The 26,937-nt window shown below is 67.6% G+C and carries 27 protein-coding genes and 4 pseudogenes; 16 read left to right on the top strand and 15 right to left on the bottom strand.

What is annotated here, in order from left to right; genetic code table 11:
• Positions 1–242: 242 nt before the first annotated feature.
• Positions 243–401: a hypothetical protein gene (locus tag ACFY3C_RS43830; protein ID WP_390774907.1), complete on the top strand. Its 159-nt coding sequence runs from the start codon at positions 243–245 to the stop codon at positions 399–401.
• Between the two features lie 427 nt (positions 402–828).
• Here the strand turns inward: ACFY3C_RS43830 and ACFY3C_RS43825 are convergent.
• Both ACFY3C_RS43825 and ACFY3C_RS43820 read right to left on the bottom strand, forming a co-directional pair.
• Positions 829–1,596: pseudogene (locus ACFY3C_RS43825) on the bottom strand (transposase).
• Positions 1,597–1,642: 46 nt separating this feature from the next.
• On the bottom strand, positions 1,643–2,149 hold the full coding sequence (locus tag ACFY3C_RS43820) for a DinB family protein (protein WP_390774906.1): 507 nt from the start codon (positions 2,147–2,149) through the stop codon (positions 1,643–1,645).
• A gap of 160 nt (positions 2,150–2,309) precedes the next feature.
• On the opposite strand from ACFY3C_RS43820, the gene ACFY3C_RS43815 reads away from it, so the two are divergent.
• Positions 2,310–3,080 carry a transposase family protein gene (locus tag ACFY3C_RS43815; protein WP_390774905.1) on the top strand — a complete coding sequence of 257 codons (771 nt, stop codon included), beginning with the start codon at positions 2,310–2,312 and terminating at the stop codon, positions 3,078–3,080.
• Positions 3,081–3,189: 109 nt separating this feature from the next.
• Positions 3,190–3,615 (top strand): contact-dependent growth inhibition system immunity protein, encoded by a 426-nt coding sequence (locus ACFY3C_RS43810; RefSeq protein ID WP_390774904.1) that lies wholly within the window; start codon positions 3,190–3,192, stop codon positions 3,613–3,615.
• Between the two features lie 36 nt (positions 3,616–3,651).
• On the opposite strand, the gene ACFY3C_RS43805 is transcribed toward ACFY3C_RS43810, so the two are convergent.
• Together ACFY3C_RS43805 and ACFY3C_RS43800 are read right to left on the bottom strand one after the other, a co-directional pair.
• Positions 3,652–4,038, bottom strand: a complete 387-nt coding sequence (locus ACFY3C_RS43805) for a hypothetical protein (RefSeq protein WP_390774903.1) — start codon at positions 4,036–4,038, stop codon at positions 3,652–3,654.
• Between the two features lie 238 nt (positions 4,039–4,276).
• Complete coding sequence (locus ACFY3C_RS43800) at positions 4,277–4,360, bottom strand: hypothetical protein (protein ID WP_390774921.1); 84 nt, start codon at positions 4,358–4,360, stop codon at positions 4,277–4,279.
• A gap of 158 nt (positions 4,361–4,518) precedes the next feature.
• Between ACFY3C_RS43800 and ACFY3C_RS43795 the strand changes: the two genes are divergently transcribed.
• Entirely contained in the window at positions 4,519–5,334 is an 816-nt protein-coding gene (locus ACFY3C_RS43795) for a hypothetical protein (RefSeq protein WP_390774902.1), read from the top strand.
• 81 nt (positions 5,335–5,415) lie between these two features.
• Here ACFY3C_RS43795 and ACFY3C_RS43790 read toward each other — a convergent pair whose 3' ends face one another.
• Both ACFY3C_RS43790 and ACFY3C_RS43785 read right to left on the bottom strand, forming a co-directional pair.
• On the bottom strand, positions 5,416–5,814 hold the full coding sequence (locus ACFY3C_RS43790; RefSeq protein ID WP_390774901.1) for a DUF6234 family protein: 399 nt from the start codon (positions 5,812–5,814) through the stop codon (positions 5,416–5,418).
• Positions 5,815–6,258: 444 nt separating this feature from the next.
• Positions 6,259–6,438 carry a hypothetical protein gene (locus ACFY3C_RS43785; protein ID WP_390774900.1) on the bottom strand — a complete coding sequence of 60 codons (180 nt, stop codon included), beginning with the start codon at positions 6,436–6,438 and terminating at the stop codon, positions 6,259–6,261.
• 159 nt (positions 6,439–6,597) lie between these two features.
• Between ACFY3C_RS43785 and ACFY3C_RS43780 the strand changes: the two genes are divergently transcribed.
• On the top strand, positions 6,598–7,296 hold the full coding sequence (locus tag ACFY3C_RS43780; RefSeq protein WP_390774899.1) for a hypothetical protein: 699 nt from the start codon (positions 6,598–6,600) through the stop codon (positions 7,294–7,296).
• Positions 7,297–7,639: 343 nt separating this feature from the next.
• Positions 7,640–7,934, top strand: a pseudogene (locus tag ACFY3C_RS43775) (transposase); the annotation flags it as partial.
• 144 nt (positions 7,935–8,078) lie between these two features.
• Here ACFY3C_RS43775 and ACFY3C_RS43770 read toward each other — a convergent pair.
• Entirely contained in the window at positions 8,079–9,197 is a 1,119-nt protein-coding gene (locus tag ACFY3C_RS43770; RefSeq protein ID WP_390774898.1) for a serine hydrolase domain-containing protein, read from the bottom strand.
• A gap of 188 nt (positions 9,198–9,385) precedes the next feature.
• On the opposite strand from ACFY3C_RS43770, the gene ACFY3C_RS43765 reads away from it, so the two are divergent.
• The 6 genes and pseudogenes from ACFY3C_RS43765 to ACFY3C_RS43740 all read left to right on the top strand — a co-directional run.
• Positions 9,386–10,045: a TetR/AcrR family transcriptional regulator gene (locus tag ACFY3C_RS43765; protein WP_390774897.1), complete on the top strand. Its 660-nt coding sequence runs from the start codon at positions 9,386–9,388 to the stop codon at positions 10,043–10,045.
• 310 nt (positions 10,046–10,355) lie between these two features.
• On the top strand, positions 10,356–11,126 hold the full coding sequence (locus ACFY3C_RS43760) for a hypothetical protein (protein WP_390774896.1): 771 nt from the start codon (positions 10,356–10,358) through the stop codon (positions 11,124–11,126).
• A gap of 27 nt (positions 11,127–11,153) precedes the next feature.
• Entirely contained in the window at positions 11,154–12,287 is a 1,134-nt protein-coding gene (locus ACFY3C_RS43755) for an IS630 family transposase (protein ID WP_390774895.1), read from the top strand.
• Between the two features lie 143 nt (positions 12,288–12,430).
• Positions 12,431–13,684 carry a cytochrome P450 gene (locus ACFY3C_RS43750; protein WP_390774894.1) on the top strand — a complete coding sequence of 418 codons (1,254 nt, stop codon included), beginning with the start codon at positions 12,431–12,433 and terminating at the stop codon, positions 13,682–13,684.
• Positions 13,685–13,815: 131 nt separating this feature from the next.
• On the top strand, positions 13,816–14,823 hold the full coding sequence (locus ACFY3C_RS43745) for an RNA-binding protein (RefSeq protein ID WP_390774893.1): 1,008 nt from the start codon (positions 13,816–13,818) through the stop codon (positions 14,821–14,823).
• Positions 14,824–15,046: 223 nt separating this feature from the next.
• Positions 15,047–15,243: pseudogene (locus ACFY3C_RS43740) on the top strand (transposase); the annotation flags it as partial.
• A 126-nt stretch (positions 15,244–15,369) separates the two neighbouring features.
• Here the strand turns inward: ACFY3C_RS43740 and ACFY3C_RS43735 are convergent.
• The gene (locus ACFY3C_RS43735; protein WP_390774892.1) at positions 15,370–15,741 is read right to left on the bottom strand and encodes a winged helix-turn-helix transcriptional regulator; all 372 of its coding nucleotides are present in this window, start codon (positions 15,739–15,741) and stop codon (positions 15,370–15,372) included.
• A gap of 92 nt (positions 15,742–15,833) precedes the next feature.
• Between ACFY3C_RS43735 and ACFY3C_RS43730 the strand changes: the two genes are divergently transcribed.
• Positions 15,834–16,673, top strand: coding sequence for an SDR family oxidoreductase (locus ACFY3C_RS43730; RefSeq protein WP_390774891.1), 840 nt, complete (start codon positions 15,834–15,836; stop codon positions 16,671–16,673).
• A 242-nt stretch (positions 16,674–16,915) separates the two neighbouring features.
• On the opposite strand, the gene ACFY3C_RS43725 is transcribed toward ACFY3C_RS43730, so the two are convergent.
• From ACFY3C_RS43725 to ACFY3C_RS43715, 3 genes are all read right to left on the bottom strand, one after another.
• Positions 16,916–17,398: a GNAT family N-acetyltransferase gene (locus tag ACFY3C_RS43725; protein ID WP_390774890.1), complete on the bottom strand. Its 483-nt coding sequence runs from the start codon at positions 17,396–17,398 to the stop codon at positions 16,916–16,918.
• 32 nt (positions 17,399–17,430) lie between these two features.
• A complete protein-coding gene (locus ACFY3C_RS43720) occupies positions 17,431–18,429 on the bottom strand; it encodes a zinc-binding alcohol dehydrogenase family protein (RefSeq protein ID WP_390774889.1) in 999 nt (332 codons plus the stop codon).
• 123 nt (positions 18,430–18,552) lie between these two features.
• Positions 18,553–18,990: an Rrf2 family transcriptional regulator gene (locus ACFY3C_RS43715; protein WP_390774888.1), complete on the bottom strand. Its 438-nt coding sequence runs from the start codon at positions 18,988–18,990 to the stop codon at positions 18,553–18,555.
• Positions 18,991–19,847: 857 nt separating this feature from the next.
• Here ACFY3C_RS43715 and ACFY3C_RS43710 point away from each other — a divergent pair.
• Positions 19,848–20,454 (top strand): annotated as a pseudogene (locus ACFY3C_RS43710) (IS5 family transposase); the annotation flags it as partial.
• A 14-nt stretch (positions 20,455–20,468) separates the two neighbouring features.
• Here ACFY3C_RS43710 and ACFY3C_RS43705 read toward each other — a convergent pair.
• Both ACFY3C_RS43705 and ACFY3C_RS43700 read right to left on the bottom strand, forming a co-directional pair.
• On the bottom strand, positions 20,469–21,176 hold the full coding sequence (locus ACFY3C_RS43705; RefSeq protein ID WP_390774887.1) for a hypothetical protein: 708 nt from the start codon (positions 21,174–21,176) through the stop codon (positions 20,469–20,471).
• Positions 21,177–21,199: 23 nt separating this feature from the next.
• Positions 21,200–21,613: a hypothetical protein gene (locus ACFY3C_RS43700; RefSeq protein WP_390774886.1), complete on the bottom strand. Its 414-nt coding sequence runs from the start codon at positions 21,611–21,613 to the stop codon at positions 21,200–21,202.
• A 283-nt stretch (positions 21,614–21,896) separates the two neighbouring features.
• On the opposite strand from ACFY3C_RS43700, the gene ligA reads away from it, so the two are divergent.
• Positions 21,897–23,981 (top strand): NAD-dependent DNA ligase LigA, encoded by a 2,085-nt coding sequence (ligA, locus tag ACFY3C_RS43695; RefSeq protein WP_390774885.1) that lies wholly within the window; start codon positions 21,897–21,899, stop codon positions 23,979–23,981.
• 622 nt (positions 23,982–24,603) lie between these two features.
• Here the strand turns inward: ligA and ACFY3C_RS43690 are convergent.
• Positions 24,604–24,789, bottom strand: coding sequence for a hypothetical protein (locus ACFY3C_RS43690; RefSeq protein ID WP_390774884.1), 186 nt, complete (start codon positions 24,787–24,789; stop codon positions 24,604–24,606).
• Positions 24,790–25,152: 363 nt separating this feature from the next.
• Positions 25,153–25,767 (bottom strand): class I SAM-dependent methyltransferase, encoded by a 615-nt coding sequence (locus ACFY3C_RS43685; protein WP_390774883.1) that lies wholly within the window; start codon positions 25,765–25,767, stop codon positions 25,153–25,155.
• A gap of 178 nt (positions 25,768–25,945) precedes the next feature.
• Between ACFY3C_RS43685 and ACFY3C_RS43680 the strand changes: the two genes are divergently transcribed.
• Complete coding sequence (locus ACFY3C_RS43680; RefSeq protein ID WP_390774882.1) at positions 25,946–26,455, top strand: hypothetical protein; 510 nt, start codon at positions 25,946–25,948, stop codon at positions 26,453–26,455.
• Positions 26,456–26,937: the final 482 nt, after the last annotated feature.

Raw genomic sequence — 26,937 nt, 5'->3', positions numbered from 1 at the left:
GGCCACAAGCGTGATGATCTTGGTGTGCCTGATGTGATCACGGCGTCGGAGCCGTCTAATCCGAGAGGATCTCCAGGTGACTGATCACCCGCTTACCCCCTCGTGGACCACCACTCGAGACCATCTCACTGCAGCAACGTCCTGCCTTACCCAGGCAACAGAGATCGGCCCAAGCGGAGTGCACGAGTGGCTCGACCACAACGAACTGGGACTCGCCTTCGACGACCTTGTCGACCTCGGGCATGACCGGTGAGCTGCCGCTGGCCTTCTGGCAGCACCTCGACGAGGCAGCTCGTGAGATGAACCTCTACTCAGCTGCTCTCGACAAGCCGCACCTCACCTCAGCAGACCTCTGCCTCCGCCACATCGCAGCTGCACCGGAGAGCGACGGCACACGCTGAATGGCTGAACTTCCTGCGCAGACGTTGAATACACGACACCTCAACATGCAAGCCCACCAGCCCTGGGGCCGGATCCCTCCGCGACGCGGATACTGGACCGGTGACCGACGCCCATGCGCGCAGGCCGAACATCACCCGCAACGCCCCCGTCGGCTCCCTCGGCCTGCGGGCCTTCACCGAGGACGGCACTGCGTACTAGATCTGGCCGTGCGACCACTGCATGCCCCGGCATGCAGTGGTCATGCTCAGTGAAGGGGAGATCCTGGTCTGCGAGTGACACGCAGTCGACTGCCCGGACTTCCAGGAGCCGCTGTGCGGCGACTGACGCCGGCCGCTGAACCCGATGTAGGGACATTACCTAAGGGCTGTCCCGTAAATGATCTTTGAGTTGGTTGAAGTGAGGGCGGTCGCTGTGCGGGCCGCACCGCTACCCCGCGAGCGCGAGGTTGGGCAAGCGGGCGATGCCGACCATGGCGCGATGGACGCCGTCGCCCTTGAGCCGGCAGTCGCGCAGGATCTTCCAGCACTTCATTCGCGCAAAGGTGTGCTCGACGCGGGCCCGGACCTGCTTGTGCGACCGGGTGTGTTCCTCCTTCCAGTCCGGCAGGTCTTCGCCCTTTCGGCGACGGTGCGGGATAACCAGACCGGTGCCGCGGTAGCCGCCGTCGGCGATTACGGTGGTGCGGCCGACAGCTTTCTTCGCGCCGGACAGTTCCCATGCCCTGCAGTCGTTGCGGTTGCCGGGCAGTGGTCGGCCGACCACGACGACGAGTCGGGTATCAGCGTCGATGACGACCTGGTGATTGGTGGAATACCGTTAGTTCTTGGACTGCTCAGCGACGTTGTGATCACGGGTGGGAACGAGGGTTCGGTCCACGATGAGCACGGTGTCCTTGCGGAACCGCTTACGCGGCTGGAACGCAAGCACGGGCCCAAGCTGGTCGATGATCCGGTCGGCCGCCGACTTCGAGATGCCGAACAGCGGAGCGAGCTGGCGCAGCGTCAAGTTCGTGCGCCAGTACGCCGCGACCAGCAGCACCCGGTCCTCCAGCGGCAGGCTCCAGGGCCGGCCCCGCCGCACCGAGTCGGCTCCCTCGCGCCGCAGTGCAGTCACCAACTTGGAGAAGCAGCGCGGGCTCACCCCAGTGAACGGGGCTATCCGAGAGGGCTCCGCCGCAGTGATCACAGCAACCATGATGCGATCATCTCGTGGTGCTCGCCGACCCGTAACGCTCCCCTATCTACTCGCCGACGGCTCCGTCGATCGCCTCGCGCAGTAGGTCGGCGTGGCCGTTGTGACGCGCATACTCCTCGATCATGTGGGTGAGGACGTAGCGGAGTGAGATGGTCTCGCCGCGGAAGTTGACGGTGTCGTCGAGGGAATCGAAGGAAGAAGCGACGGCGCGGGCACGGGCGCACTCCTCGCGCCAGACACCGAACGCCTCGCCAACGTCAGCGTCCTCGACATGGAACTCGGCGAACGTGCCGTCGACCTCGCCGGGCCAAGGCGTCTTGACGTCCTCCGCGTTCACGATGAAGCGGAACCAGCTCCGCTCGACGGAGGCCGCGTGGCGCACCAGGCCCAGGAGCGTGAGTCCTGAGGTCGGGATCGCCTTCTGCTTCAGCTGTTCGCCGGTCAGACCCGCGCACTTCATGGCCAGGGTGGCCCGCTGGTAGTCGAGGAACGAGGTGAGCGACACACGGTCGTCGGCCACCTTCGAGGGGTGTATGCGCTGGTCATCGTCCACCAGGCGATCATGGCGAGAATGCGTTCCCGCAGGCCACCCCTGATCCGAAGGGCGGACGCCAACGCCCAACTATTCCACCGACGCTGAGGGGCCAGAGATCAATTGCGGGACAACCTTTAAAGGGTGTTGCACAAGGCTCTGAGCTGGGCATCTCCTATGTATGGCCGCGGTGTTACGTGCTGAGCGGGTGTGGGTGGAGATATTCACGGGGCTGCGGATGACGCAGTTTTCGGGTCTGTTGAAGGTGGTGCGGGAGCGGGGCGGCAACGGCACTCTGCGGGGCCGGCCGTGGTCCTTGCCGCTGGCCGGGCGGGTGCTGATGGTCGCGGTGTACTACCGCACAAACTTGACCATGCGGCAGCTGGGCCCGCTGTTCGACGTCTCCTCCTCCACGGTGTGCCGTGTCATCCAGCGGCTGGGACCGCTGCTCGCACTCGAGCCCGCCTCCCGCCCGGCCGATACAGCAGACCGGTTGTGGATCGTGGACGACACGCTCGTCCCGGTCCGCGACCGCGGCGTGGGCGCCTCCTCCCGCAACTACCGGTTCTCGGCAAATGTGCAGGTCATCGTGGACGCGGAGACGCGTCTGGTGATCGCAGCTGCGCGTCCGGTGCCGGGCACCACGGCGGACGCGCACGCCTGGCGCGCCTCCCGGCTCAGCGAGCACTGCCAGGGCCTGACGGTGCTCGCTGACGGTGCCTATCTCAACTGCGGTACGGCGGTGCCGCACCGCAAACGCCCCGGGCGACCTCTGCTGAAGGGCGAGGAGGACGACAACGCCCAGCACCGCAGGGTCCGCGCCCGCGTGGAACATGTGATCGGCCGGATGAAGAACTACAAGATCCTCCGCGACTGCCGCCAGCGCGGCGACGGGCTCCATCACGCGGTCCAGGCCGTCGCCCACATGCACAACCTCGCCCTCGCCGCATGAGCAGACAGCCCCGCTCACTGGCTCTGGCCTGCCCGAAGACAGCCTTGTGCGACACCCTTTAGTGACCTGAGTCTGAGATCTCCTGCCCGTTCCGGCGAGAATGAACCCTATGGACCATCTGCTGCACCTCGGCCGCACGCTCGATGAACTGGACCCATCCCACCGGGTGCCTCCTGCCTCTGACGCGACCCATTTGGTTCGCAAGGTGCATGAGTTGCGGCGTGTTCCGCTGGGCGAACTCGGGCCGGCGGATCTGCACACCCTCATCTCTCAGCAGGTGGCGCTGCCGTACGTCCTTCCGCTCGCAGTGCGCTTGCTGCTTGAGGAGCCGCTGCTTGACGCCTACTTCTACCAGGGCGACCTGCTGCTTGCCACCGTGAATGCCCCCGCTTCGACCTGGTCCCTGCTGCCAGACCTCGGCGCACGGCTGCGCACCGTGATCACGGCATTGCCGGAGGCAGTAGTCGCCGACCTGCCTCGTGGCGCCGCCGAGGAGCTCGCCCGCTTCGTCGCGCGGCTCGAATCGCTTCGCTGACCCGATGAAGGCGCGGGTGAAGGAACTCGCGAAGGGCTAACGATCCGAACCAGAGATTCGGTGGCAGTAGGCGGAGACTTTGTCGAGGATCTCGTCTGCGGTCTTGGTCCAGATGAAGGGCCTGGGGTGGTCGTTCCAGTCGGCGAGCCAGGTGCGGATGTCGCGTTCGAGGGCCTGGACGGAGCGGTGGACGCCGCGCTTGAGCTTCTTCTGCGTGAGCTCGGCGAACCACCGCTCGAAGAGGTTCAGCCACGACGCGCTGGCGGGCGTGAAATGTGGAGGGAGCCGAAGAGGGTGGTAGTGCCGGCGCGGACGTAGTCCGTGACTGCGGCTTTCGGGGACACCGGGCATCATCGGCAGCACTGGCTGGGACCGGTCCAGGGCCTTCTCCGGTGGGGGCGAGGCAGAGGCCGACGACGTCACGGACCTTGTCGATGAACAGCGGATCCGTGGACAGCTTGAACGTCTGTGACCGATGCGGCGCCAGCGCGAACGCCCGCCAGATCCGCGAGATGGTCGACTGCGACATCCCCGTGACCGCAGCCATCGACCGGGTCGACCAGTGCGTCGCGCTCTTCGGGGTCTCCTCGAGTGTCTTGACGATCACCCGCTCGATATCAGCGTCCGTGATCTTCCGTGGAACACCCGAGCGCGGGTCGTCTCACAGGTCATCAAGACCGCGTTCGAGGAACCGGCGGTGCCAGGTTTGGACCGTGTCCGGAGCGGTCCGCAGCTGGCGGGACACTTCTACGATCGAGTGGCCTTCGGCGCTGCAGTAGCGTGCTGGCGTGTCGATGCCTCCTCCGCCTCAGCAGCCGCCGGGCCCGCCTGGCCGTACGGCCACCAACCGCCTGTCCCACCGCAGTACGGTGCTGGACACCCCAGCAGCCCTACGCCTGGGGCGTGCCCCCAGCACGTCAGCGGGCTTCATCGAAGCGGCGGATCGCCATTGTCGTCGCTGGCCTGGTCGCCGGGTTCACCGCGATAGGGGTGACGCTCGCGCTGGCCGGCGTGAAGTTTGACGGCGGATACTCAGACGCCAAGTACGCCTTGACCCAGCCCAGAACCGTTGTCGACGGCCGCTACACATTTTCGGCAGACTTCTCCGACACCGACGGCCCGAAGATCGAGGAGGAGGCGAATACCGACTGGGAGGTCAGGGACGTGAAGGCCGTGGTCAGCCGGTACACCCTGGGCGGAGATCAGGCCAAGGGCGTCCTCACGGTCTCCGGCGTCTACGGCCGGTTCAAGACCCCCGACTTGCTCTGCCGCAGGCTCATGACGCCCGTGACCGACGCCGACAAGGAGAGCGTGGCCGAGCCGCCGCAGGACTTCACCCCGGCCGGCTCGAACACCACAGTGACCTGCGAGGTGATCAGCCTCGCGAAGGCCGCAACGACCATGCTCTACCCGCCCTGCGCCTGGGCAGATGACAACACGGCAGCCTGCGTAGGCGGGTACACCGCAGCGACGACCAATCAGGACCCCTCCGACATCGACCTGGAGCCACCAAAACCATGCTCCAGGTCCGTGCCGAAACACGGAAAGCGATCAAGTGACCGCCCGCTGAATCAATCCCGCCACCAGGGAGTGTCTTTCCGATCATCTGATCGTTGGTCTGGCGTGCCGTTGCGTGACGCCCAGTTGCGCGGATTGAGCCGCTGCTACCGGACCGGGCGCCTGAGCAGGGCGAGCGACGGCGTGATCACCGTCAGGTGATCGATGCGATCGCCTGGAACTTCCAGGTACACGATACGTCTGCAACAGGCGACAGCGTGGCACGATCCGCGCCCGGCTGGCTCAGCAGTTCGCGCTGTAGCGGACGCAAGCGGGTGACGTGGAGTGGCTGTTGTCCCACTCGTGCCGCGCGGCTGCCAGCACTCCGCCTGCCAGGAGAGCCACCAGCAGGTGTGCGATCACCGTCCAGCGGGCACGGAAGATTCCCGCGAGAACTGCCAGGATGAGTACGGCGATCAGCAGCATCCGTACCCGCCCCATGTGCGCGAGGCTGGCCGCGTCGATCCGTGCTTGGTCGCCTTGCGCTGCCCATACTTCCAGGCCGAAGCCGTATATCCAGTCCAGTACGAGCCACGCGGTCTCCAACAAGAACAGCGGGATCGCGAGGGTGAGGTCCACGCCCAGGCGTGTTCTGTGCGACCAGGGGCGCCGGCGTTCCGGGGCTGCAAGGGTGTCGGTCATGGGTGCAGGGTGCCGCGGCTGGTGCTGATGTGCATGAGCACATGTACTCAACTCCGGGAGTAATTACCAAGATTGCGGATTGAGTGACGTGAGATCAGACAGCGGCATCCTCCGTGCGGCTCCACGATCGCGTCCTGGCGCTCCTTCACATCACGGCCCAGTGATCAACTTTTCGCCACCGGTATGTCCGCGGGTCATCCATGCAACAGGATCTCTCTGCATTCCCATCGATCTGACGCTCCTGCCGGGCGGTGCGCCTGGCAGGAGCGTCAGATCACCCAACGGCCACCGCGCATCAGCGCGCGGTCGCGCAGTTCGTTCTCCTCGCACCAGGCTTGGATGCGGCGTGCGCGGGGTGATGCGAAACCAGCGGTATGGCGTGGTCAGCGTGCGCGGATCGAAGCCGGTGCGTGCGGCGATCCGGTCGCCCTGCTCCTGCAGCAGCTAGTCGATCGCCAGGCCCTCGGCCTCTCCATCGATCACGGACATGTCTTGGGTGTGGCCAAGGACCAGCTGGGTGGTCCAGGTGTCGGTCACGTTCCTGCCGCTCGGGCTGTCGGCCTCGGTGGCCAGTTCGCCGTTGCCGTCGGGGTCGGTGACGGCGGCGGCCAGACGGCTTGCCATCGACTACGGTGACGCGACCGGCGATCGGCAAGCCTGGGGAGGGAACCGGTGAACAGACATCGAGCGATCGGGACGCTTGCGGCGGCAGTGGTGGCGGGTGCAGGCCTGGCGGGGTGCGGCGGCAACCGGAGCCAGGCGGGCGGTGTCCCGTCCCCGTCCGTGAGCCCTACCGCTGCGCGGCAGAGCCCCACCGCTGGCCCCAGGCTCACGACGCCCCCAGGGCCAGCGACCGCACCCGGTCGCGACGCCGCTGCCCCGCCCCAGCGGACCTTCACGGGCGAGGAACTGCGCAAGACGCTGCTGCCGGACTCTGCCTTCGGCCGGAATCTGGAGCCCGGCGAGTCGCACACCATGGTCTTCGAAAGCACCCGTGAGCAGCGGCGAGGTCGGTGGGATTACTGTCTCTCGCTCTCGCCCAACAAGGACCCGGCCTGGCTGGGCCCGGCCTCCTACCGCGGAACGATCGCGACAGCCATCTCGATGTTCGTGGACCGCGAGGCCAACGAAGGGCATGCGGTGGCCACACAGACGCTCACGTCGCTGCCCATCGCCTCGGCCCGCGACCTCCTGCGCGTCGAGCAGGACATCATGCGGCACTGTCCGTCCTTCACCTCCGACGCGGAAGCAGGTTCGGCCAGCGAGGAATACGCCGTGGAGCCGCTGGAGGGGATCGGCGACGAGGCGTTCCTGGAGATCCACACACTGAACTACGAGGGTCGGCACACCGAGTACAGGGTGCACGTCCGGGTCGGCGGTGTGCTGCTCACCGTCTCGGACGGCGAGGGCTCGGGCCGCAACCGCGCCATTGCGTGGGCCGCCCAGCTCTCGCGGCACGTGGGCAGCACCCTCTACCCCTGAACTCAAGCTGAGCACCAGGCCCTATACCGCACGCCCGCTGCTCAAGAGTGCCGAGTCGCCGTATCAGCGCGTCCACCACACGGGGAGGCCCGAGCACGAGTCACAGGGGGAGGCGTTGAGATCACGTCCCAGAGTGAGTGGTCCACCACGACGCCGAGAAACAGTGGAACAGTCAAATCCTATGGTTCGTGGGGCAGTTCAGGCTGCGTGAGCATCGGGGCGTTCGACGAGTTCACCTCGTTCGAATCGGCTCCTGCTCGGACGAGGGCGACGAGGTCGGGTGCGTTCACAGCTCGCCAGCGGGCCTGAGCGGCGGACTCGACGAGTTGGACCGCATAGCGGCATGGTCTTGCGGGTGTCGGATGATCTTGTGCCGGACGACGTGTGGGAGCGCATGGTCCCGTTACTCCTGCCCCGTGCGCCGCGTCGTCGTCGCTATCCGGGCCGTCTGCTGGTGGACGACGGGCGGCTCTTTGCGGGATCGTCTGCGTGCTGTGCAAGAGAGTGAGCTGGGGCCGATCTGCCTGCCGAGCGCATCGGCTGCAGTGGGGTGACGGCCGGCCTGGCGACGGCTGCGGGAGTGGACCGAGGCGGGAGTCTGGCCGCGTCTGCACGAGGTCACGCTGGCCGAGCTGCGCGCTCCATCACCGTCGAATACGAACAGGAAATCGCCCAGCTCGACGAGCAGGGCCACCGGCCGCTGCGGACCGTGGCCGTGCACGAGCCCGGAGCCGGGCTGTGGCCGCCCTCAGCCCGCGCAGTGCTGCCCCCTACGATCCAGGTCAGCCGTACATCGCCACGCGGTACAGAGTCGCAAGCGCGTCGTCGATGGGATGAGGCTGCGGCTTGCTGGAGGAGTCGAGCCTGTTCCACCTCTGCATGTTCACCGCGACCGCCATCTGCCGCTTGCCGTCGGCACGAGTCATGGCCAGCGCTCCACCACCCCAGACCGTGCCGCCATGGCCCCAGAAGATGCCCTGACCGGGACCTTCCATCGGGTGCAGGCCGAGGCCGTATTCGATCGTCTTTCCCTCTTGGGAGACGACCGGGACAGTGCGCTGCATCTGCGCCAGCGACGACGGGCTGACGATCTCCCCGGCCAGCAGCATGGTGTAAAAGCGGTTGACGTCCGAGACGGTTGATATCAGCGAGGCCGACGGCCCCACCCATGACATGTCGTAGACGCTGTAGTCGCGTGGCGGGTCGATCATGCCGAACCACGCCTCGTAGAGCTGCGAGTGCGGCCCGTTGACGTGCGGTCCGGCGGGGAGTTCGGTGTCCCGGAGCCCGGCGCGCTCGATGACATTCCGGGTGATGTACTGCTCGGCCGTGGTGCCCGTCGCTTGTTCCAGGAGTTGGACGAGGAGCAGGTAGTTGGTGTTGGAGTACACCCCCGGCGTACCGCCCGGGGGGCCGACGGCAGGTGCGGTGACACCCATCTCGATCAGTTCGGTGGGGTCGAACCGCGTGAGCCGGTGGTCGTCCAGGCTCTGAGGTCCGGTGTCCGCGAGGGCGGGGTACGCCTTGAGGGAGGGGTAGGCGTACGGGAGGTACTCGGCGAAGCCGCTGGTGTGATTGATCAGCATCCGGACCGTGATCGCGTCACCGCGTTCTCCGGGAACCAGCTTCGGAAGGTACCGGCCGATCGGTGTGTCGAGCCCGATCTGACCGCTCTCGACCTGCTGCAGCACCGCGGCGGCGGTGAAGGTCTTGGTGATGCTGCCGACGCGGTGCCGCATGTCGGCGGTGACGGGGCGGCCGGTGGCGACATCGGCGACCCCGGCGGCGCCGCGCCAGACCTGGTCGCCGTCTCGCACCTCGGCGAACAGGCCCGGCATCCCGGCGCGGTGGACGGTTTCGATGGCCGCGTCCAGCGCTGCGGAATCCAGTGGGTTCTTCATGTCATGCGTCCTTTCGTATTCCCCGGGGTCAGCTCCGTATCGGTCGTCTGACCCCGGACAACAGGGCACGAGTGGCACGCCGGCCCGCCTCCTGTCGAACCGTCAGGCGTGCCGATGTCCCCATTATGCACGCGGTGCGTGCAACACCAAGTGCATGGGCTAGGCTGAAATCCGGCGAGAGGAGCAAGATGGCAGGCCGCAGGCGTTGGTCGACCGAAGAGATCCTGGATGCGGCGGCGGAGCTGCTGCGCACGAGCGGCGCGGATTCGTTCAGCGTACGTAGGCTGGCCGCGGCCCTCGGGACCGATTCCTCCAGTCTTTACCGGCACTTCCGCAGCAAGACCGAACTGCTACGCGCGGTCGCCGACCGGATTCTCCTGGCCGCCATGGACGGCCACCGCGCCGAGGGCGACTGGAAGCAGCGCATCACCGCCCTGGCCCTGCGCGTGAGAGACGCCTTCGGGCAGCAGCCCCAGCTCGCAGCAGTCTGGGGACGTTACGCATCAGGCGGCACCGGTTCCCGACTGGTCATGGAAGAGGTGCTACAGGCGTTGCGCGCGTCGGGACTGCCCGACGAGGAGATCCCGGTGCGCTACCACCGGATCGCGGTCCTCATCGTCGCATTGATCGCCTTCGAGGCCGAGGCCGGCACGGTCACCCCGGAAGAACACGAACAGGGCATGGAGCTGTTCCGCATGGCGGTACTGGGCGCCGACCCCGAACGCTTCCCGGCCCTGGCCTACTTTGCCCGTGAGGTCCGCCCCCTCGGGGCGGACCGCCGCGCCGCTTTCGAGGAGATCCTCGCTGCCCAACTCGCCGACATCGAAGCCGCAATCCGCTCGAGCTAGCCGACCGGCTCGGGAGAGAACCCCGATCGCGGGCGGCGCGAGGGCGTGCCGCCCGAAGCTCGACCTCGTCATGCAGCAGCTGCGCCATGCGCTCACGCGCGGGCGAGGGCGGACAGGGCAGCGCCTGACGGTGTATCACCCCGTTTGGGGCCGGCAGGAGGGCGCCAGCCACCACCTGCGGTCGCTTCAGGCAAGGCAGTGACAGGACGGTCACACGCGTTTGGTCTGGTGGCGCAACTAGTGCCGCATCAGGCAACGTTCGCCCTTACCAGTGAGAGCTAGCTTCGCCCACCCGTTGCAGGGGGTGTCAGTGGGCGGTGCGATGCTGACGCCGACAACTCCGCTCACGGTGATCAAAGGGGGGCCGATGCCTGGTGAACGATCAGGGCCTGACTTGTCCTCGGTCGGCTTCGACTCTGCGTGGTGTGCCACGGACCTGGGTGAATACCGGACCTGCCGCTACACCTACGAGTACTACCCGTACGAGAGTCTGCCACCTCTCGACTCCACCCAGTTCACGGGCGTCTTTCAATGGCTCGGTGGTACCGGCGAACCCGTTCCCGAACAGGTCACGGCGCTCAATCGTTTGGCAGAGGACCTGTCGGCCAGAGGCTTGACGTTGCCGCGGGACTTCGCCACCTTCCAGGCCGACTCGAAGCTGCACTACTCGCTAGACGAGGTCTCGGTGACCTGCTGCTGGACCGATATCTCAGAGCCCTTGCCCAGTCCGGTCGAGCCTGGGGCCTTCCTCGTGCGATTCCTGCGGGATCAACAGGACTGCGTCATCTGGTACCTCTACCTCCGTTCTTCGGGTGAGGCGTTCGTGGTGCACTCCTATCTCGACTACGAATACGAGTACGAGGCACGGCGCGATGGGGAAGAGACGGAGACCAATCTCGACGATCCGGAGGAGCAAAGGGCCGCAATCCTCTGGTGTGCACCTTCGTTCGAGGAATTCGCCCATCGGTTCTGGATCGAGAACCGTCTCTGGCATGCCCTGAACGGAAATGACCTGTCCGGGCTCGGGCCTCAGTTGCGTGACTACTTGCGCCACTACGCGCCGCCCGGGATACCCGCATGACCGTGCACTGAACGAGATCATGTGCGGATGGCAGAGCAGGTACGGGTTCGCGGATTCGATGACGGCGAGGGACGGCGCCTGCTGCGTAACGTCCGCAGGGGCACCGGGTCGGTGGTGCCCTGGCGGCGGGCTCAGATGGTGCTGCTGTCCGCGCAGCGCATGACCGTGGCGAAGATCGCCGAGGTGACGTTCACCAGCGAAGACCGGGTCCGGGATGTCATCCACAACTTCAACGCTGACGGCTTCGACTCCCTTTACCCGAAGTACAAGGGCGGCCGGCCCAAGAAGTTCACGCTGCCCGAACGACTTGAGATCAAGAAGATCGCCAAGTCCCAGCCGGCCGAGCACGACCTGCCGTTTTCGACCTGGAGCCTGGCCAAGCTGGCCGACTTCCTGGTCGCCGAGGGGGTGGTCGACGACATCAGCCACGAGGGCCTTCGGATCCTGCTCCGTGAGGAGGGCGTGTCCTTTCAACGCATAAAGACCTGGAAAACCTCCCGCGATCCCGACTACGCCGCCAAGAAGGCCCGCGTCGAGCACCTCTACGCGATCGCCGACGGCGAGGTCATACCCGAGGACGGCGAACCCGAAGTCGTCTTATGCCTCGACGAGTTCGGCCCGCTCAACCTTCAGCCCCACCCCGGGCGGCAATGGGCCGAGCGCGGCGGACGGCACAGGGACCCCGACCGTGAGCCGAGGCGCCGCAGGCGGGCAACCTACACCCGCCCGCACGGGGTCCGGCACCTGTTCGCCGCCCTGGACCTCGGCAATGACAAGCTCTACGGCCACATCAAGCCGAAGAAGAACCGGACGAGGTTCCTGGAGTTCTGCCGCTACCTACGCAGCCTCTACCCGCCGGAAATCCGCATCGCGATCGTGCTCGACAACTTCTCCCCGCACCTGACCACGAAGAAGGACACCCGAGTCGGCGACTGGGCCGCGGCCAAAAACGTCGAGTTCGCCTACACGCCGACCAACAGTTCCTGGCTCAACCGCATCGAGGCCCAGTTCACCGCCCTGCGCTACTTCGCACTGGACGGGACGGACCACGCCAGCCACAAGGAGCAGGGCAGCATGATCCGCCGCTACATCATCTGGCGGAACAAGCACGCCGCCGACGAACGCCTCCGCGGGGTGGTCGACAGGGCGAACGTTGCCTGACACGGCACTAGGAGCTGTCGGCGCTGCGCTGCCGCGCCGGGACCGGGCCCCCGGCCGAGGCGTCGGCGGGACGGACTTGTACAACCGGCCTTCGACACCGCACTGTTGGCCCGGTATTCGTCCATACGGTCAGGAGTCCCAGCTTGTCCTCCCCCACCCCCGCTCCCGTGCCCGCCCACGTCGTCGACCCCGCCGGCGGCTGCCCGCACGCCCTGAATGCCGACCTGCGAGCCCTGGGGCCCGTTGCGGACATCGTTCTGCCCGGCGGGGTGCCCGCAGCGGTCGTCCTGGGGCACGACGCGCTCAAGGAGTTCCTCTCCCACCCCGACGTGGCCAAGGACGCCCACCACTGCCCGGCCCTGAACGACGGCACGATCCCCGCGGACTGGCCGCTACGGGTCTTCGCCAACGCCCAGGGCATGCACACCGCCGACGGCGCCGACCACCGCCGGCTGCGCTCCCTCGTCGGCAGCGCCTTCACCGCCCGCCAGGTGGAGCGGCTGCGGCCACGCATCGAGGAGCTGACAGCCAGCCTCCTCGACGACCTCGGCCGAGCCGCCGCCGAGGACCCGGACGGCATCGCGGACCTGCGCACCCACTTCGCGCTCCCGCTCCCGCTGAGCGTCATCTGCGAGCTGCTCGGCGTGGACCCCGAGCACCACGGCCGGCTCCACGACCTCACCTACACGGTGATCATCGCCACCGACACCACCCCGGCAGAGGTGATGGCCGCCGTACGCGAGCTCGTCGACCTGCTCGGCACGATCGCGGCCGCCCGTCGGGCCGCCCCCGGCGACGACCTGACCAGCGCCCTGATAGCCGCCCGCGAGGACGGCGGCGACCGGCTCAACGAGGCCGAACTCATCGGCACGATGCGCCTGATGCTGGCCGCCGGTCACGAGACCACCCTCAACCTGATCAGCAATGCCGTACGGGCACTGTGCACCCACCGCGACCAGCTGGCGCTGGTCCTGGATGGCAAGGCCACCTGGTCGGACGTGGTGGACGAGACGCTGCGCTGGGACGGACCAGTCAGCTGGTTCCCCTTCCGTTACCCCACCCGCGACCTGGCCCTCGGCGGCACCGTGATCCCGCAGGGCACCCCGGTCCTCGCCGGCTACACCGCCGCCGGGCGCGACGAGGCCGTCCACGGCCCGGACGCCGACCGCTTCGACGTCACCCGGCCCGGCGCGGCCCGGCACCTCTCCTTCGGCCAGGGCGTGCACTACTGCGTGGGCGCCCCACTCGCCCGCCTCGAGGCCACCATCGCCCTGGAACGGCTCTTCGCCCGCTTCCCGGACCTCGACCTCGCCGTCCCCGAGGCCGAACTGCCCCGCCAGCGCAGCTTCATCGGCAACAGCGTCGAAGCGCTCCCGGTCCGCCCGGTCCGACGCTGAGGCGCGGTGTGGCGCCGGATTCCCGGATCTGACCTCGGCTCACCAGGCCCCACGCTGAAGGGCATGAGGACACCCCACTCCACCGCTGAGGGCCTCGGTGTGGTGTCGAGCGTGTGCGGAAGGATGGGGCCGTGCTGACCTACGTGTACCGCGTGACCAAGTACGACCCCGCTGACCGCGACGAACATGGCCACTACACCGGCCCTGAGGACACTGCTAGCGACCACGGCGAGATCGAGGCGGCCTATCTTCAGGCGGTCGCGGCTTTCGCCACGGACACCGGCATCGATCACCTGGTCGTACGCGAACCGCAGGTTCCCTCCGTCGCGTACTTCGGTGTCGAGCCTCCGGCAGACGGTTTCGGCCTGGACGGGCTCTTCCGAGCCGGCCAGGCCGGCTTCCACGACGGGGCACAGGTGCTGCTCGATGTCGCGCTGGAGCTGGTGCGGGTCATGCTGCGCGACAGCGGTGCCTGGTGCCGACTGGAGGCGGAGGACACGTTCGCGGTCCACGTGGGGTGGGACCAATACGTCTACGTGAGCAGCAGCCAGCCTTGCGAGGAAGCGCTGGCCCGCACCCGCGAACTCGGGCTGTTCCCAGAACGCCTGGACGCCTCCCCGTACGCATTCAGGTCCGAGGAGGAAGAGCAAGACATCCAGCGGCCCGGAGATGATGACTTCTGGGCAGACCTGCACAGAGCAGTCGCCACCGGCCACGCAGGAATCCTGGAAGAGATGTATCTCCAAGGCGTCTCACGATGGCACCACCTAACCAGCGGCGCCATCGGCCCGGTTCGCGTTGGACTGGCTCCCCGGGCCCGTCTCGCTGTCTGGCCACCCCTGTCCACCGACATCGACGCCGTCCTGAGAGCCTTCCCCGCCGATGGCCTCGTCGAAGCCCTGTGGCAGCACGACGACGGCCTCATCCACAGCGCCATCGCCGACGAGGAGCAGTTCCCGGAACTGACCGCCCGGATATCCAGTGCCCGCGCTGCCGCACTCCTGCCTGTATATGCCGGTGAACGTGTGCCTCTGTGCACCGCTGTCATGCCCGACAACGACGGAGTCCTACGAGCTCGTTGGCGAACCGAGCCGACGCCGAGCGACCGAGACTGGGCACTCCGTCAGCCCAAAGGGTGAGCCCTCCGACCAGGTCGATGGGGCCCCGCGGCAAGCTTCGGATGCCGTCCCTTTGGCCAGGGCATCTGCCGGGTGCCACGACCGAGACCGTGGGGGCCGGTCGTCTCCGGTGATTCCAGTGGCGTCGTTGCGCACCTTGTTGAAGCCCTCGTGCACGGTCCTGATTGCGAGCGAAGTGGGCTCCTTCAGGGCCGTTCCATGCCTGTGAGATGGGCCCACCGTTCGGCACCGCACCGCAGAATTCAAGAAGTTCCTCGCCAAACTCGACCGGGAGGTCCCGGTCGGCCTAGATGTGCACCTGATCGTGGACAACTACGGCACCCACAAGACCCAGCCGGTCCGCAAGTGGCTGCTGGCCCACCCCGGTTCCACCTGCATTTCACCCCGACCAGCTCGTCCTGGCTGAACCTGGTCGAGCCGTGATTCGCCGAGCTGACCTGCAAGAAGCTCCAGCAGATCCTCGACAGCCTCGCCGGTTACCGCCGACGCATCGACGTAGGTCACTAGGTCACGCTGGATTCGCCTTCGAGGCCGACCACTACCGCACTATGCCGGGCCGCGCGGGGGTAGCCGCTGTGTGATCCGGTTGAACAAGTCCGTCAGCGGCTCGCTGACGTCCTGACCGAAGTCGGACAGCCCGTAGGTGACCTGGGGCGGCGACGTCGGCTCTACCTCCCGCCAGACCAGGCCGTCCTGGACCAGCGCGCGCAGGGTCTGAGCGAGCATCTTCTCGCTGATGCCCTGGATGCTGTCGCGCAACTCGTAGAACCGAAGGTCGTTGTTCCGCAAGGAGATCAGCACCCAGATACCCCACCTGCTGGTCACGTGGTCGACCACGTCACGCGCGGGGCAGTCGGTGTGAAACACCTCATGTCGATGGCCCGCCTCGGCCTGCGTCAGCTGCGCGCCTTCCCTCATGTCGGGAGCTTACCTCTGGGTATGTTCTTACGAAAAGTAAGCCCGACTCCTAGCGTCAATTGCCGCAGTGCACAACGAACTGGGAGCTGAACATGATCGTGGTGACCGGGGCTACCGGGAATGTGGGCCGGCCTTTGACTCAGGCCCTGGCCGAGGCGGGCGAGCAGGTGACGGCGGTGTCGCGGCACGCGGTGGCGATGCCGGACGGAGTCCGGCATGTGGCGGCCGACCTGGCCGAGCTGACAAGCCTCACACCCGCGTTGGAAGGGGCGAAGACGCTGTTCCTCCTGCTGTCCGGCGACCTGCACACCCCCGAAGCCAGGCCGGCCGACATCATCGGACTGGCCGCAGCCAGTGGGGTCCGCCGGGTCGTCCTGCTGTCTTCGCAGGGCGTGGCGACCAGGCCGCTCGGCCCGTCGCGGGTCGCGATGCGGGCGGTGGAGGACGCGTTGCGGGAGTCCGGCCTGGACTGGACCGTCCTGCGACCCGGCGGTTTCGCCTCCAACGCCTTGGCCTGGGCGGAGTCCGTCCGCACGCAAGGGACGGTCGCCGCACCCTTCGGCGACGTAGGGGTGCCGGTCATCGACCCCGCGGACATCGCCGAGGTCGCGGCGGCCTGCCTGCTGGACGACCGGCACACCGGCGGGGTGTACGAGCTCACCGGGCCGAAGGTAATCACGCCGCGTCAGCAGGCGGAGGCGATCGCCGCCGCGCTCGGCTCGCCTGTACGGTTCCACGAACTCACCCGCGACGAGGCCAAGTCCACGATGACCCAGTTCGTGCCGGTGGAACTCGCCGACGACACCCTGGACATCATCTCCGCCCCGAACCCGGCCGAACTGCGGATCAGCCCGGACGTGGAACGAGTCCTCGGCTGTGCCCCGCGCCACTTCAACGACTGGGTCGCCCGCAACATCGCCGTTTTCCGCTGAGGCACAACTCAGTTGAAGCACCCGGGCAGCCTCGTGCGGCTGCGGCCGCACGAGGCGCCCACCTCCGTACTGCCGCCGTCGTCGGCGCGCGAGGTGCTGGGCCGCGCAGGTCTGGCGTCGCGATGGTGAACGGAGCTAATTGCACTGGTGACAGCGTCAGCGGCAAGACGCCGCCGGGCACACCGAGGACAAGCTCGAAGACCGACTCGCTTCCGCGTGCGCCTTGCGCGGCCCATGAGGGGTCAGTTGGCCGGCGGTGCCGTGATCAGGTCCATGCCCGGGTAGTGGCCGGTGACGAAGCCCGCGGCTTCGTAGACCGGCGTCCCGGCCTTGCTCGCGTGCAGTTGGATGTAGTGAATGCCCGCCTCGTGGAGCCAGCCGACCAGTTCGTCGACGATGCGGCGTGCGTGGCCGCGGCCGCGGGCCGGGGCGTCGGTCACGATGCCGTCGAGGTAGCCCCGGCGCCCGTCCGGCCAGCGCGAACCGGGCAGATGGTAGGTGACCCAGGCCATACCGCAGGCGAGGAGAGGCTCGCCGGGGTCGCCGCCGACGACGAGACAGACGCAGTCGTCGCGGCGGTTGATGCGCTCGTCGAACCAGTCGCGGGCGATCTGCCGCCACGGTGCGTCGGCCGGTCCGGGATCGGTGCTCAGGCTCTCCAGCGCGACGGCGCGCAGCCGGATCAGTTCCGGTATATCTGCTGTGGAGGCCTTGCGAGGCTGCATGTCGTAGCTCCCCCTTGCTGTTTCGGCCCGGTTCAGCGGACCATGGTGAGCAGGACGCGGCCGAAGGGCCGGTCCTCGATCAGATGACGCTGCGCTTCGGCCGCCTGTTCCAGCGGGAACACGCGGGCGATGGCGGGGGTGATGCGGCCCGCGCGCAGCCATTCCAGCAGGGTCACGCGGGCGGCGCGTGCCACGTCCGGCGGGGTCATCGTGAACGTGTAGCCGTAGGCGGTGGCGTTCTTCCACATCAGATCGGTGATGTTCACCGTGCCTTCGACGCCGCCTGAGTATCCGACGCCGACGTAGACGCCGCCGTGCGCGAGAGAGGCGATACAGGCCCCGAGGAGCGGACCGGCGACGCCGTCGACCACGACGTCCACGCCCCTGCCGTCGGTGATGCGCGCGACGCCGTCGGTCAGGGATTCGCGGGACAGGTCGATGACGTGCTCGTGGCCGGCGGCACGGGCGGCTTCGGCTTTGTCGGTGCGGCTTGCGGTGGAGACGGCCAGGGATGCGCCGAGTTCGCGGGCCACCTCCACGGTGCCCATGCCGACGGAGCCACCGATGCCTGGCGCCAGGACGGTACCGCCGGCCTTCAGCCCGGCAAGTCGGGTCAGGACGAGGTAGGCGGTGCTGTATCCGGCACCGGCGAACAGCGCGCAGGCGGCCTCGTCGCTCACCCCGTCGGGAATCGGTATCAGCTGATTGGCGTCCGCGGTCAGTTGCTCGCGCCAGGTGCCGTCGGTGCGCCAGCCGAGCCCGCCGCCGCCGACCACGACGCGCGCGCCCTCGGCCAGGCCGGTCGCGCCGGGGTCGGTGATCCGCCCCACCGCGCCGCCGCCGGGTATATGGGGCGGCGTCTGGTGCAGGGAGGGGTCCATCCGGCCTGCCCTGATGGTGTTGTCGGCCGGACTCACCTCGGCGTAGGAGAGCCGGATCGACGCCCGGCCGCCGGTGGCCGGTTCGGCGGGACGGTCCACGAGCCGCATTTCGTCGTAGCCGCCGTGGCGCCGGTACTCGATCGCCCGCATGGCGTTCCACCTCCGTATGTCGGATCACGGGCCGTCCGGCGACCCTTGATGGTCCAAGTCAATGAAACAGGTTCTGTTACAACTGCACGCAAGGGCGAGCCCCGGCCGGCACCGCTCGACGGTTCAGCCGGAACGGGTGGCCAGCGTGTCCCGCAGGACGTCCGCGATCGAGACCCCCGCGAGCTCCCGCCGGACGGCCTCCTCCGCGTCGACGTAGACGCGGCGCAGCGCGGGCTGGATGCCGCGGCCGACGGGGCATGCCTGGTTCGGTTCGCCGCGATGCAGCGCGAACAGGGGCTCGTCGTGCACCGCGCCGTAGACGTCGAGAAGCGCAATGGACTCCGGGTGGCGACCCAACGTCCAGCCGGCCCCGGCGCCGTGACGGACCGTCACAAGGCCCGCCTTCCGCAGATCGGCGAGGCTGCGCCGGATCACGACGGGGTTGGTGGCCACGCTCGTGGCGATCTGGTCCGAGGTGACCACATCGCGCCCGCGGCCGTGCACCAGGGCCATCCAGGTCAGCACATGGACGGCAACCGTCATCCTGCTGTTCGCGCTCACGTCCTTCACCCCCTCGCTGCAACCATAACAGTTACAGTAGGGCTTCGGTCGGGGGGGTTCGGGTGGTGCTCATCGAAAGAACAACGAAGCGCCCTCAGAGCAGCATTCATAACGGACCCGGTCCATGAAGTCGCACCAGGCCAGGTATGCGGAGACGCCGAGGGCCAGTCTGCTCCATCCGTCGAATTCTTCAACCGTCCGGTCGGAATGAGGAGTTCGCCATGGGCTACCTCCAGTGCTTGGCGGAGCTCGGCTACCTCCTCACGGTACTTACGCCGGGCGCCAGCCGGTTCCTGGCTCAGTCGTCGGACCAGCGTGCTGGAGGCTGCATCGACGTCCGGAACACTGTTGGTCGCCACTCCCGCCCCGCACCTTCGCGCCCGAGGCAGAGCCTCCACCTGGTGGCGTACGTCGGGGTGTGGGGAGATGAAGTCGGTGGAGATACCGGCCGCAGCAGCCAGGCCCTTCATGGTGATCGGAGTTCCGTCCTTACGGGCTTGGTCGACGTGTTGCTGCGGCGCCCAGGCTCCGCGGGACGGGACGATGGTGCCGTCGTCGCGGCGGACGGCGTCGATGGCGTCGCTGGCGTGCAGGATGCCGGTGATGACGGCCATGAGTCTCCCCCCGAGAATGTCCCAGGTTCCGACCATGACCGTGTCCAGAACTCCGTTCTATCGCACGAGGATTCCCAGACGCATCACGCCCCGAGGGGCCGACGCCGGATCGATCCTCGATGCACAGACCAGATCGTCGGCCCTCCTGCGGTGCAGAACGAGCCTGCTCGCTGACAACGGCATCATCCGCCTGGACGACGACCCCGTGGGGCGTAGTACTGCTGGGTCTCCGGGGCCCCCGGGGCTGGCGTGTGGCCCCGGCTCCACGAGCCCCTCCTCGCCAGGCTCCGCAGCGCGAACGCTCTGGACTTCTCCCGGGCGGCGGTCGACGGCTCGCACTTCCGAGCGCCAAAGGGGAGATCCAAGACGTGGCGAAGCCCTGTCGATCGGGGCAGGTGGGGCAGCAAACGTCACCTGATCGCCGATGCCACCGGCATCCCCTCGCCGTCACGCTGACCGGCGCCAACCGCAACGACGTCACCCAGCTCATTCCCCTGCTCGAAGCGGTGCCCTCGGTACGCGGTTGCGCGGGCGCCCCCGGCGCCACCCCGACCTCGTTCTCCGCGACAGCGGCTACGACCACGACAGGTACCACCGCCTTGTCTGGGACCTCCGTGTGAAGCCCGAGATCGCACGACGCGGCATCGAGCATGGCTCCGGGCTGGCCATCCAACGCCGGGTCGTCGAGCGCGCCTTCGCCCACCTGCACTGGGTCCGCCGCCTGCGGATCCGCTGGGAGCTCCGCGACGACATCCACGAAGCCTTCCTCACCCTCAGGTGCGCCCTGATCTACTGGAGGTGTCTTACCGCGTCACGACCGCAGCCGGTCTCTGGACCAAAGGGTCCTTGATGGACTGGAGCCGGTCAGTGCACGCGATCCCCGCACTCCGCCGGAAACAGCAGGGCACCTGGGGGCAGTTCGCCCGGATGCCGGGCGATCACCCGCAGGCATGCTTCGAGAGAGCCCTCCGCGGGCGGGTATTCGAGGGTGAGTTCGCTCAGCACGGTGATGACACCCTCGAGATGCATTTCCGCAGCATGCACGCCGTCGGGGAAACAGCCGGCCAAGGTGCCGAAGGCTGCCGTGTCGCTGCTGTCGGCGACGCACTCGCGGATCTCGAAGCGCCAGTGCGCGGCCGCGTCGGCCAGCAATGACTTGCCCCTCTTGCCCAGTCCGACAAGGAAATCGGTGCGGGCTCGCAGATGGTGGGCGATGGCACAGCAGATGGGAACCGCAGTGCCGTCAGGAGCTACCACGCGCGTGTACCCGGCATGCGGATAACACGACAGAGCCTCGTCAAGCAGCCCCAACGCGGTGTCCTTTGCCGCCGGGTGACCCTGCTGGGCGATGTCCAGAAGCCGCGGGACCGCAACTACAGCCGCTGGGAACACAGCGGCACTGTGGCCATGAACAATTCCACCGCCGCCGAGCCGCGAGCCGGCCTCCGCCGCCTGTACCAGGTTCGCTGCCTCGGCCAGGGCACGTAGACCACGGGCGGCACGATCAGGTTCATACCAGTCGGGATGGCCCGGTATGGAACTCCAGTCCACCGCGTCGATCTCATCCAGCACAGCTGCATCCTCGCATGCGGCCGCTACCCACCGTCCAAGCCCCAACGCGGTTTTGAAGTCATTTCGTAGTGGTTCCAAGACGCCGCTTCCTGGGCGTGGTGCTCGGCGTTGTTCGCGACGCAGTCCAGGACGAGCAGCCTGTTGACACGGTCGTCGTGGATTGTGGCGGCGCATCGTGCACGGACTCCACGGAGACGTGTCAGTTCGAACCCGGCGGATTCCGGTGACCGGAAGTCGAGGCGGGTGATGAAGGCGAACTCGCTCGCCGGCACCGCGATGAGGTTTCCCAGTCTGGAGTCGGGACGCAGCTTGGTACCGACACCGACCGACTCACCGGTCAACTCGCCCAGCCCGTCCTGAATGACGGTCCACTCGCCGTCACGCAGCGCCCACCTCCGCGAGCCGACCTTGCCGAGCGGTAGGCGGTCGGCCGACATGACGCCGAAGTTGGTTACACAGCTGGCAAGTTGGTGGAGCCCGGGGCGCCGGTGCGCACGCGATATTCGCTCAAGCTGCTGTACACGGTGTCCTTGGGCATGCGGGCCACCGGAGCCTGCTGTCCGTCGACGTGAAACTTCGGCTTCAACGGACCCGAGGTCCGCCTCGACGGGAGCTGCGGCCTCGCAGCGTGCGAGATCACGCCCAACTCGAACAAGACCCCAGGCGGGTGACCCGGCACAGCCGGGCCCATTGTCAGTGGTGAGCGGCAAGATGCCGGACATGACAACTTCTGCAGCAGTGATCGTGGACGCCGCCGCCTACGCACAGGCCGTCGAGGATGCGGTTGGTGCGTCGGCCGCCTACTACGCAGGCGGGACCTCGCCGCTGGACGACGACGCCTACGACCGGCTGGTCCGGGGGATCGCCGCATGGGAGGCCGAGCACCCGGATCAGGTGCTGCCCGACTCCCCCACAGGGAAGGTCGCCGGCGGCGCCGTAGAGGGCGATGTGCCACACACGGTCCCGATGCTCAGCCTCGACAACGTGTTCTCTGCGGAGGAATTCACCGCTTGGACGGCGTCTTTGGCCCGCCGCATCGGGCGTGATGTCACACGGTTCAGCGTGGGACCGAAGCTGGACGGGCTGGCGATCGCCGCCCGCTACCACGGCGGCCGCCTCACCCAGCTGATCACCCGCGGGGACGGAACGGCCGGAGAAGACGTCTCGCACGCGATCGGCACCATCGAGGGGCTGCCCGAGACATTGGCCGAGCCGGTGACCGTGGAGGTGCGCGGCGAAGTTCTCATGACTAATGCCCAGTTCGAGCACGCCAACGAGGTGCGCACGACACAAGGCGGACAGCCGTTCGCCAATCCCCGCAACGCGGCCGCCGGCACACTGCGAGCCAAAGATCGCGCCTACACGGTCCCGATGACGTTCTTCGGCTACGGCCTGCTGCCGCTGCCCGACACAAACCCAGCCCTTGCCGAGCGACTGAATGCCTCCGCACACAGCGACCTGATGCATCTGGCCGCCGAGTTCGGCGTGCACACCAGCGCCCGGACAGCGGTCCCTGACGTCGTGGCCGAGTCCCACGAGCAGGTCCTGGTCCACATCCAGGAGATCGCCACTGCGCGTGCCGAGCTGCCATTCGGCATCGACGGCATCGTCATCAAGGCCGACCTCGCCGCCGACCAGCAGGCAGCCGGATCCGGCTCGCGCGCACCACGGTGGGCGATCGCCTACAAGCTGCCGGCCGTGGAGAAGATCACCCGCCTGCTGGAGGTGGAGTGGAACGTCGGCCGCACCGGTATCATCGCGCCGCGCGCGGTCCTCGAACCTGTCGTGATCGACGGTTCCACCATCACCTACGCCACCCTGCACAACCCCGCCGACATCGCCCGCCGCGGCCTGCTCCTGGGCGACCACGTCATGGTCCACCGCGCCGGAGACGTCATCCCCCGCATCGAGGCCCCGGTCACCCACCTGCGCACAGGCGACGAAAAGCCCATCGCGTTCCCTGAGCAGTGTCCACGCTGCGGGTCCGACATCGACAAGAGCAAGGAACGCTGGCGGTGCGTACAAGGCCGCAACTGCCACCTGGTTGCCTCCCTCGCCTACGCCGCCGGCCGCGACCAGCTCGACATCGAGGGACTGGGCACCACCCGCGTCGTCCAGCTCGTCGACGCGGGCCTGGTGACCGATCTCGCCGACCTGTTCACCCTGAAGCGCGAACAGCTGCTCGACCTCGAGAGGATGGGCGAAACCAGCACCGACAACCTCCTCACCGCAATCGCGAAGGCCAAGCAGCAGCCGCTGGCACGGGTGCTGTGCGCGCTCGGCGTCAGTGGCACAGGCCGGTCCATGTCCCGGCGCATCGCACGCCACTTCGCCACCATGGACAACATCCGCACCGCCGCCCCTGAAGCGATGCAGCAGGTCAACGGCATCGGAACTGAGAAAGCCCCCTCGATCGTCGCAGAGCTTGCGGAACTGGGACCGCTCATAGACAAGCTCGCCAACGCCGGAGTCAACATGACCGAGCCCGGCGCCACCCCTCCCCCAGCCGGCACCACCGTCCCCGACGGCTCGGCCGCCGCCCCAACGGAGACAGGCCCCCTCGCGGGAATGACCGTGGTGGTCACCGGCGCGATGGCAGGCCCCCTGGAACAACTCTCCCGCAACGAAATGAACGAACTCATCGAACGAGCCGGAGGACGCTCCTCCTCCAGCGTCTCCAAGAAGACCACCCTCGTCGTCGCGGGCGACGGAGCCGGTTCCAAGCGCGCCAAGGCCGAGCAACTCGGCATCCGTCTCGCCACCCCGGACGAGTTCGCCACCCTGGTCGCCGACCTCCTCCCCTGAGGCCTCGGGGAGGCGTGGACGCGACTGGGAGTGAGGTCGCGTCCAGCGTGCAGGTAGGTGCCGTTGCCAGTGGGCGGAGCCAGCCTGCTGCATTGCTGCGGCCCGGATACGTGAGGTTGTCCGGAGTTCACACGGCATCCCGGGGACAGGCTGCGTACGGCGGCGCGTTGCCGTCGCCGTCGCCGCCGCCGGCGGGGGCCGGTGATGTTCCCGTGGAGGGTGAGACTGCCCTGCGCCCCCGGCCTCGGCCGGAACAGCAGGGCAGTCTGATTCTGTAGCCACTCCAAGACGCTGTTCGACCTCATGAAGCTGTCCTATCGGGGTGGCCGTCGACGCCCTGGTCAACGGCTACCGGCACCAACGCGTCTACGAGGCGGGCCATCGCATCGAAGGGGCCAGCGCCCTGCGCCCTGCCACTCCGACTGCAGCTCTGCGCCAGACCTGCATCGAGGTGCTGTGCGCCTACCTCCGCCTGCCCTATGTCGTTGTGGACGAGCTGCCGGATGACGAGGAAACCTTCCGCTCCGCTCGGGCCGGGCAGCGACGTGCGCTTCCGTCCATGCGTACTGGTCCAGATGCAGCACCGAACGCACGAGCATGTGCCGCGAGTAGGGCAGCACCGTCACGAACGCCCAGACCCGGTGCCGCCGGCCTGTGTGCGCACGTTGATCCACTGCCCGAGGAAGCCGTAGTCAATCTGGGCCTCCGAACCGGGCTCGACCTCCTCCCGCAAGACCGTGACCTGCGACCTCGCCGCCTCGTCCGGCAGCATGGCGTAGCCCCAGCGGCGGAAGACGGAGATCGGCACCTGGACCTTTTACTCGTCACGCAGCGGCTGGTGCATGGTCGAGACGGTCACTGTCTCCAGCAGGTTCTTGATGTAGTCGCGGTGATTGTCGATCTCCGGCCAGGTCACCTGCCGAAGCCGTCTATCTGTCAGCCCGGGCAGCCACTCCTTAATCACTTACGTCCAAACGTTCTCCTCGCCTTCCGGGCTGCCCATCGGCAATCCGAACCACGGGACGAGAAACATGAGCAGCTCCGCGACGACCATGGCCCTCGGTCTCGAACTCCGCGCTACCCATGACCATTCAGGAGGATTCGAGATACGAAGATCACATGACGCACAAACCCTTCGATACGGAGAGAGGGCTCAATCGTCGAGGCCAGATCAGCGGGCGGGCTTTTCCCAGGTCAGCGAGTACCGGCGGAGCACGTGCCGACGGTAGTGCACACCGGGCAGCAGGCATCGTGCCGCAGCCCGCACCTGCCCGTAGCTCATCTGCGGGACGGCGACCGGCATGCCCTCCGGCCCGCGCGCACGACGCAGCACCTTCGTGATCCGCACGACCGGGGCAGCCGCGATCATTGCTGCCCACTCCCCCATGCTCGCCTCGCGGGCGAGGCCGACGACCACCAGCGTGCCGCCGGGCCGCAGCAGTTCACGCATACGGACAAGGGCCGCCTCGAAGTCCATGTGATGGATCGTGGTCACCGAACAGATGAAGTCGTAGCCCGCGGCGGGGAGACCGGCAGTGAGGAAGTCGCCCTCGACAAATGTGAGCCCCGGGTAGCCGGCAGCGAGTTCGCGTGCACAGGCGATCATCTCCGGCGACTTGTCGATCCCTGTGACGCGCTTCGCCTGCCCGACCAGCTTCCGCGCCAGCAGGCCGTCCCCGCAGCCGACGTCCAACGCGTCGCCGCAACCCTCGGGCACGGCGCGGAGGATGCCCGGGTGCCGGGCGACGTTGGTGTTCCAGTACGGCTTCGGGTCGGCCTGGCGCATCGGATCATCGTAAGGGCACCCTGACGAGGAGGCCCGCGCACTGCCGGATCGCTACATCCACCTCAAACGGCCAGGCGTCTGGGAGAGGCCGCCGGGTTTTGGTGAGGCGCTTGCGTGGTGGTCGAACGACGGCGTCCAAGAGCCCTTCTTCGAGCGTCCCGCAGACCCTTCAGAACCCTTGGCACCCACGCCGGTCGCCCGGCGATTCGCGCGCTTCGTTGAGGACGCCAACGCGCCCACTGAGGCGGCGGAGGCCATGCGGGACGCGAGCATGACGCTCATGCCGGAGACGGAGGGCGTCGGCCTCTTGGTCGCGGACGCGAGCATGACGCTCATGCCCGAGACGGAGGGCGTCGGCCTCTTGGTCGCGACTGCCCGCAAGGCAAACCCGGTCACGGCCCTGCGCTATGGACTTGGCGCACAGCGATCGGCGATGCTCCCCGGCTGGTTTGGGGACTTCCTGCTGTCCGCCGAGCAGGGTAGGACCGCCCTGCCCCGGGCCGAGGGAGCCCTTCTCCTCTCCAGCACACAGCGAAGCGCGGCCCTCACCCGGGTCACCACCTGCATGACCGCGATGGGCGACGCCCCCAATTTCGATGCGGTGGAACTCATCGAGGCGCCGGTGCGGGTTATTCGACACGCCGCAGAGACCGGATCCGGCGCTGCTGCGTTCAGCCGCTGGTACTGACCTCGGATTCCTGCCGTTCAGGAGAAGGCCGCTCACGGGCTGCTGAGAAGGTCACCGCCGACTCTCGCGCGCTGATCGTGGAGGCTACTGACGTGTTGCGACGAGACGGAAGTATCGCCCACTTCATGCACCGCCACCCATCATTGAGCCAACCCCCTCGGCGCCGTGTTCGGCGCCATGACGGTCATGTCCGCCCTTGGGGCACTCTGCGCGCAGTGGTCAGACGACGCCGTGGTCGACGAGGCGCAGGAGCTTTGGGCCGGCGTGTCAGAAGCGGCCAGTAGCCTCAGGCATCATGGGCATTCAGATCGATGTAGTTGTGGGTTACCCGATCAACGATGAGATGGAGAGGGTGCTCGGGATGGCCCAGGCGGTCGGCGAGCCCGTTGTCCCCGTACTCGTCTGAGTGCACCACCAAGTACAGAGTTATGTGCACCACTGCTCAGGCCACGTCGGTGTCCCGCTCGATGGCCTGGAGGCGG

It is taken from the genome of Streptomyces sp. NPDC001410 (assembly GCF_042895235.1).
Classification (GTDB): Bacteria; Actinomycetota; Actinomycetes; order Streptomycetales; family Streptomycetaceae; genus Streptomyces.
This window is presented reverse-complemented; position numbering and strand designations above follow the sequence as displayed.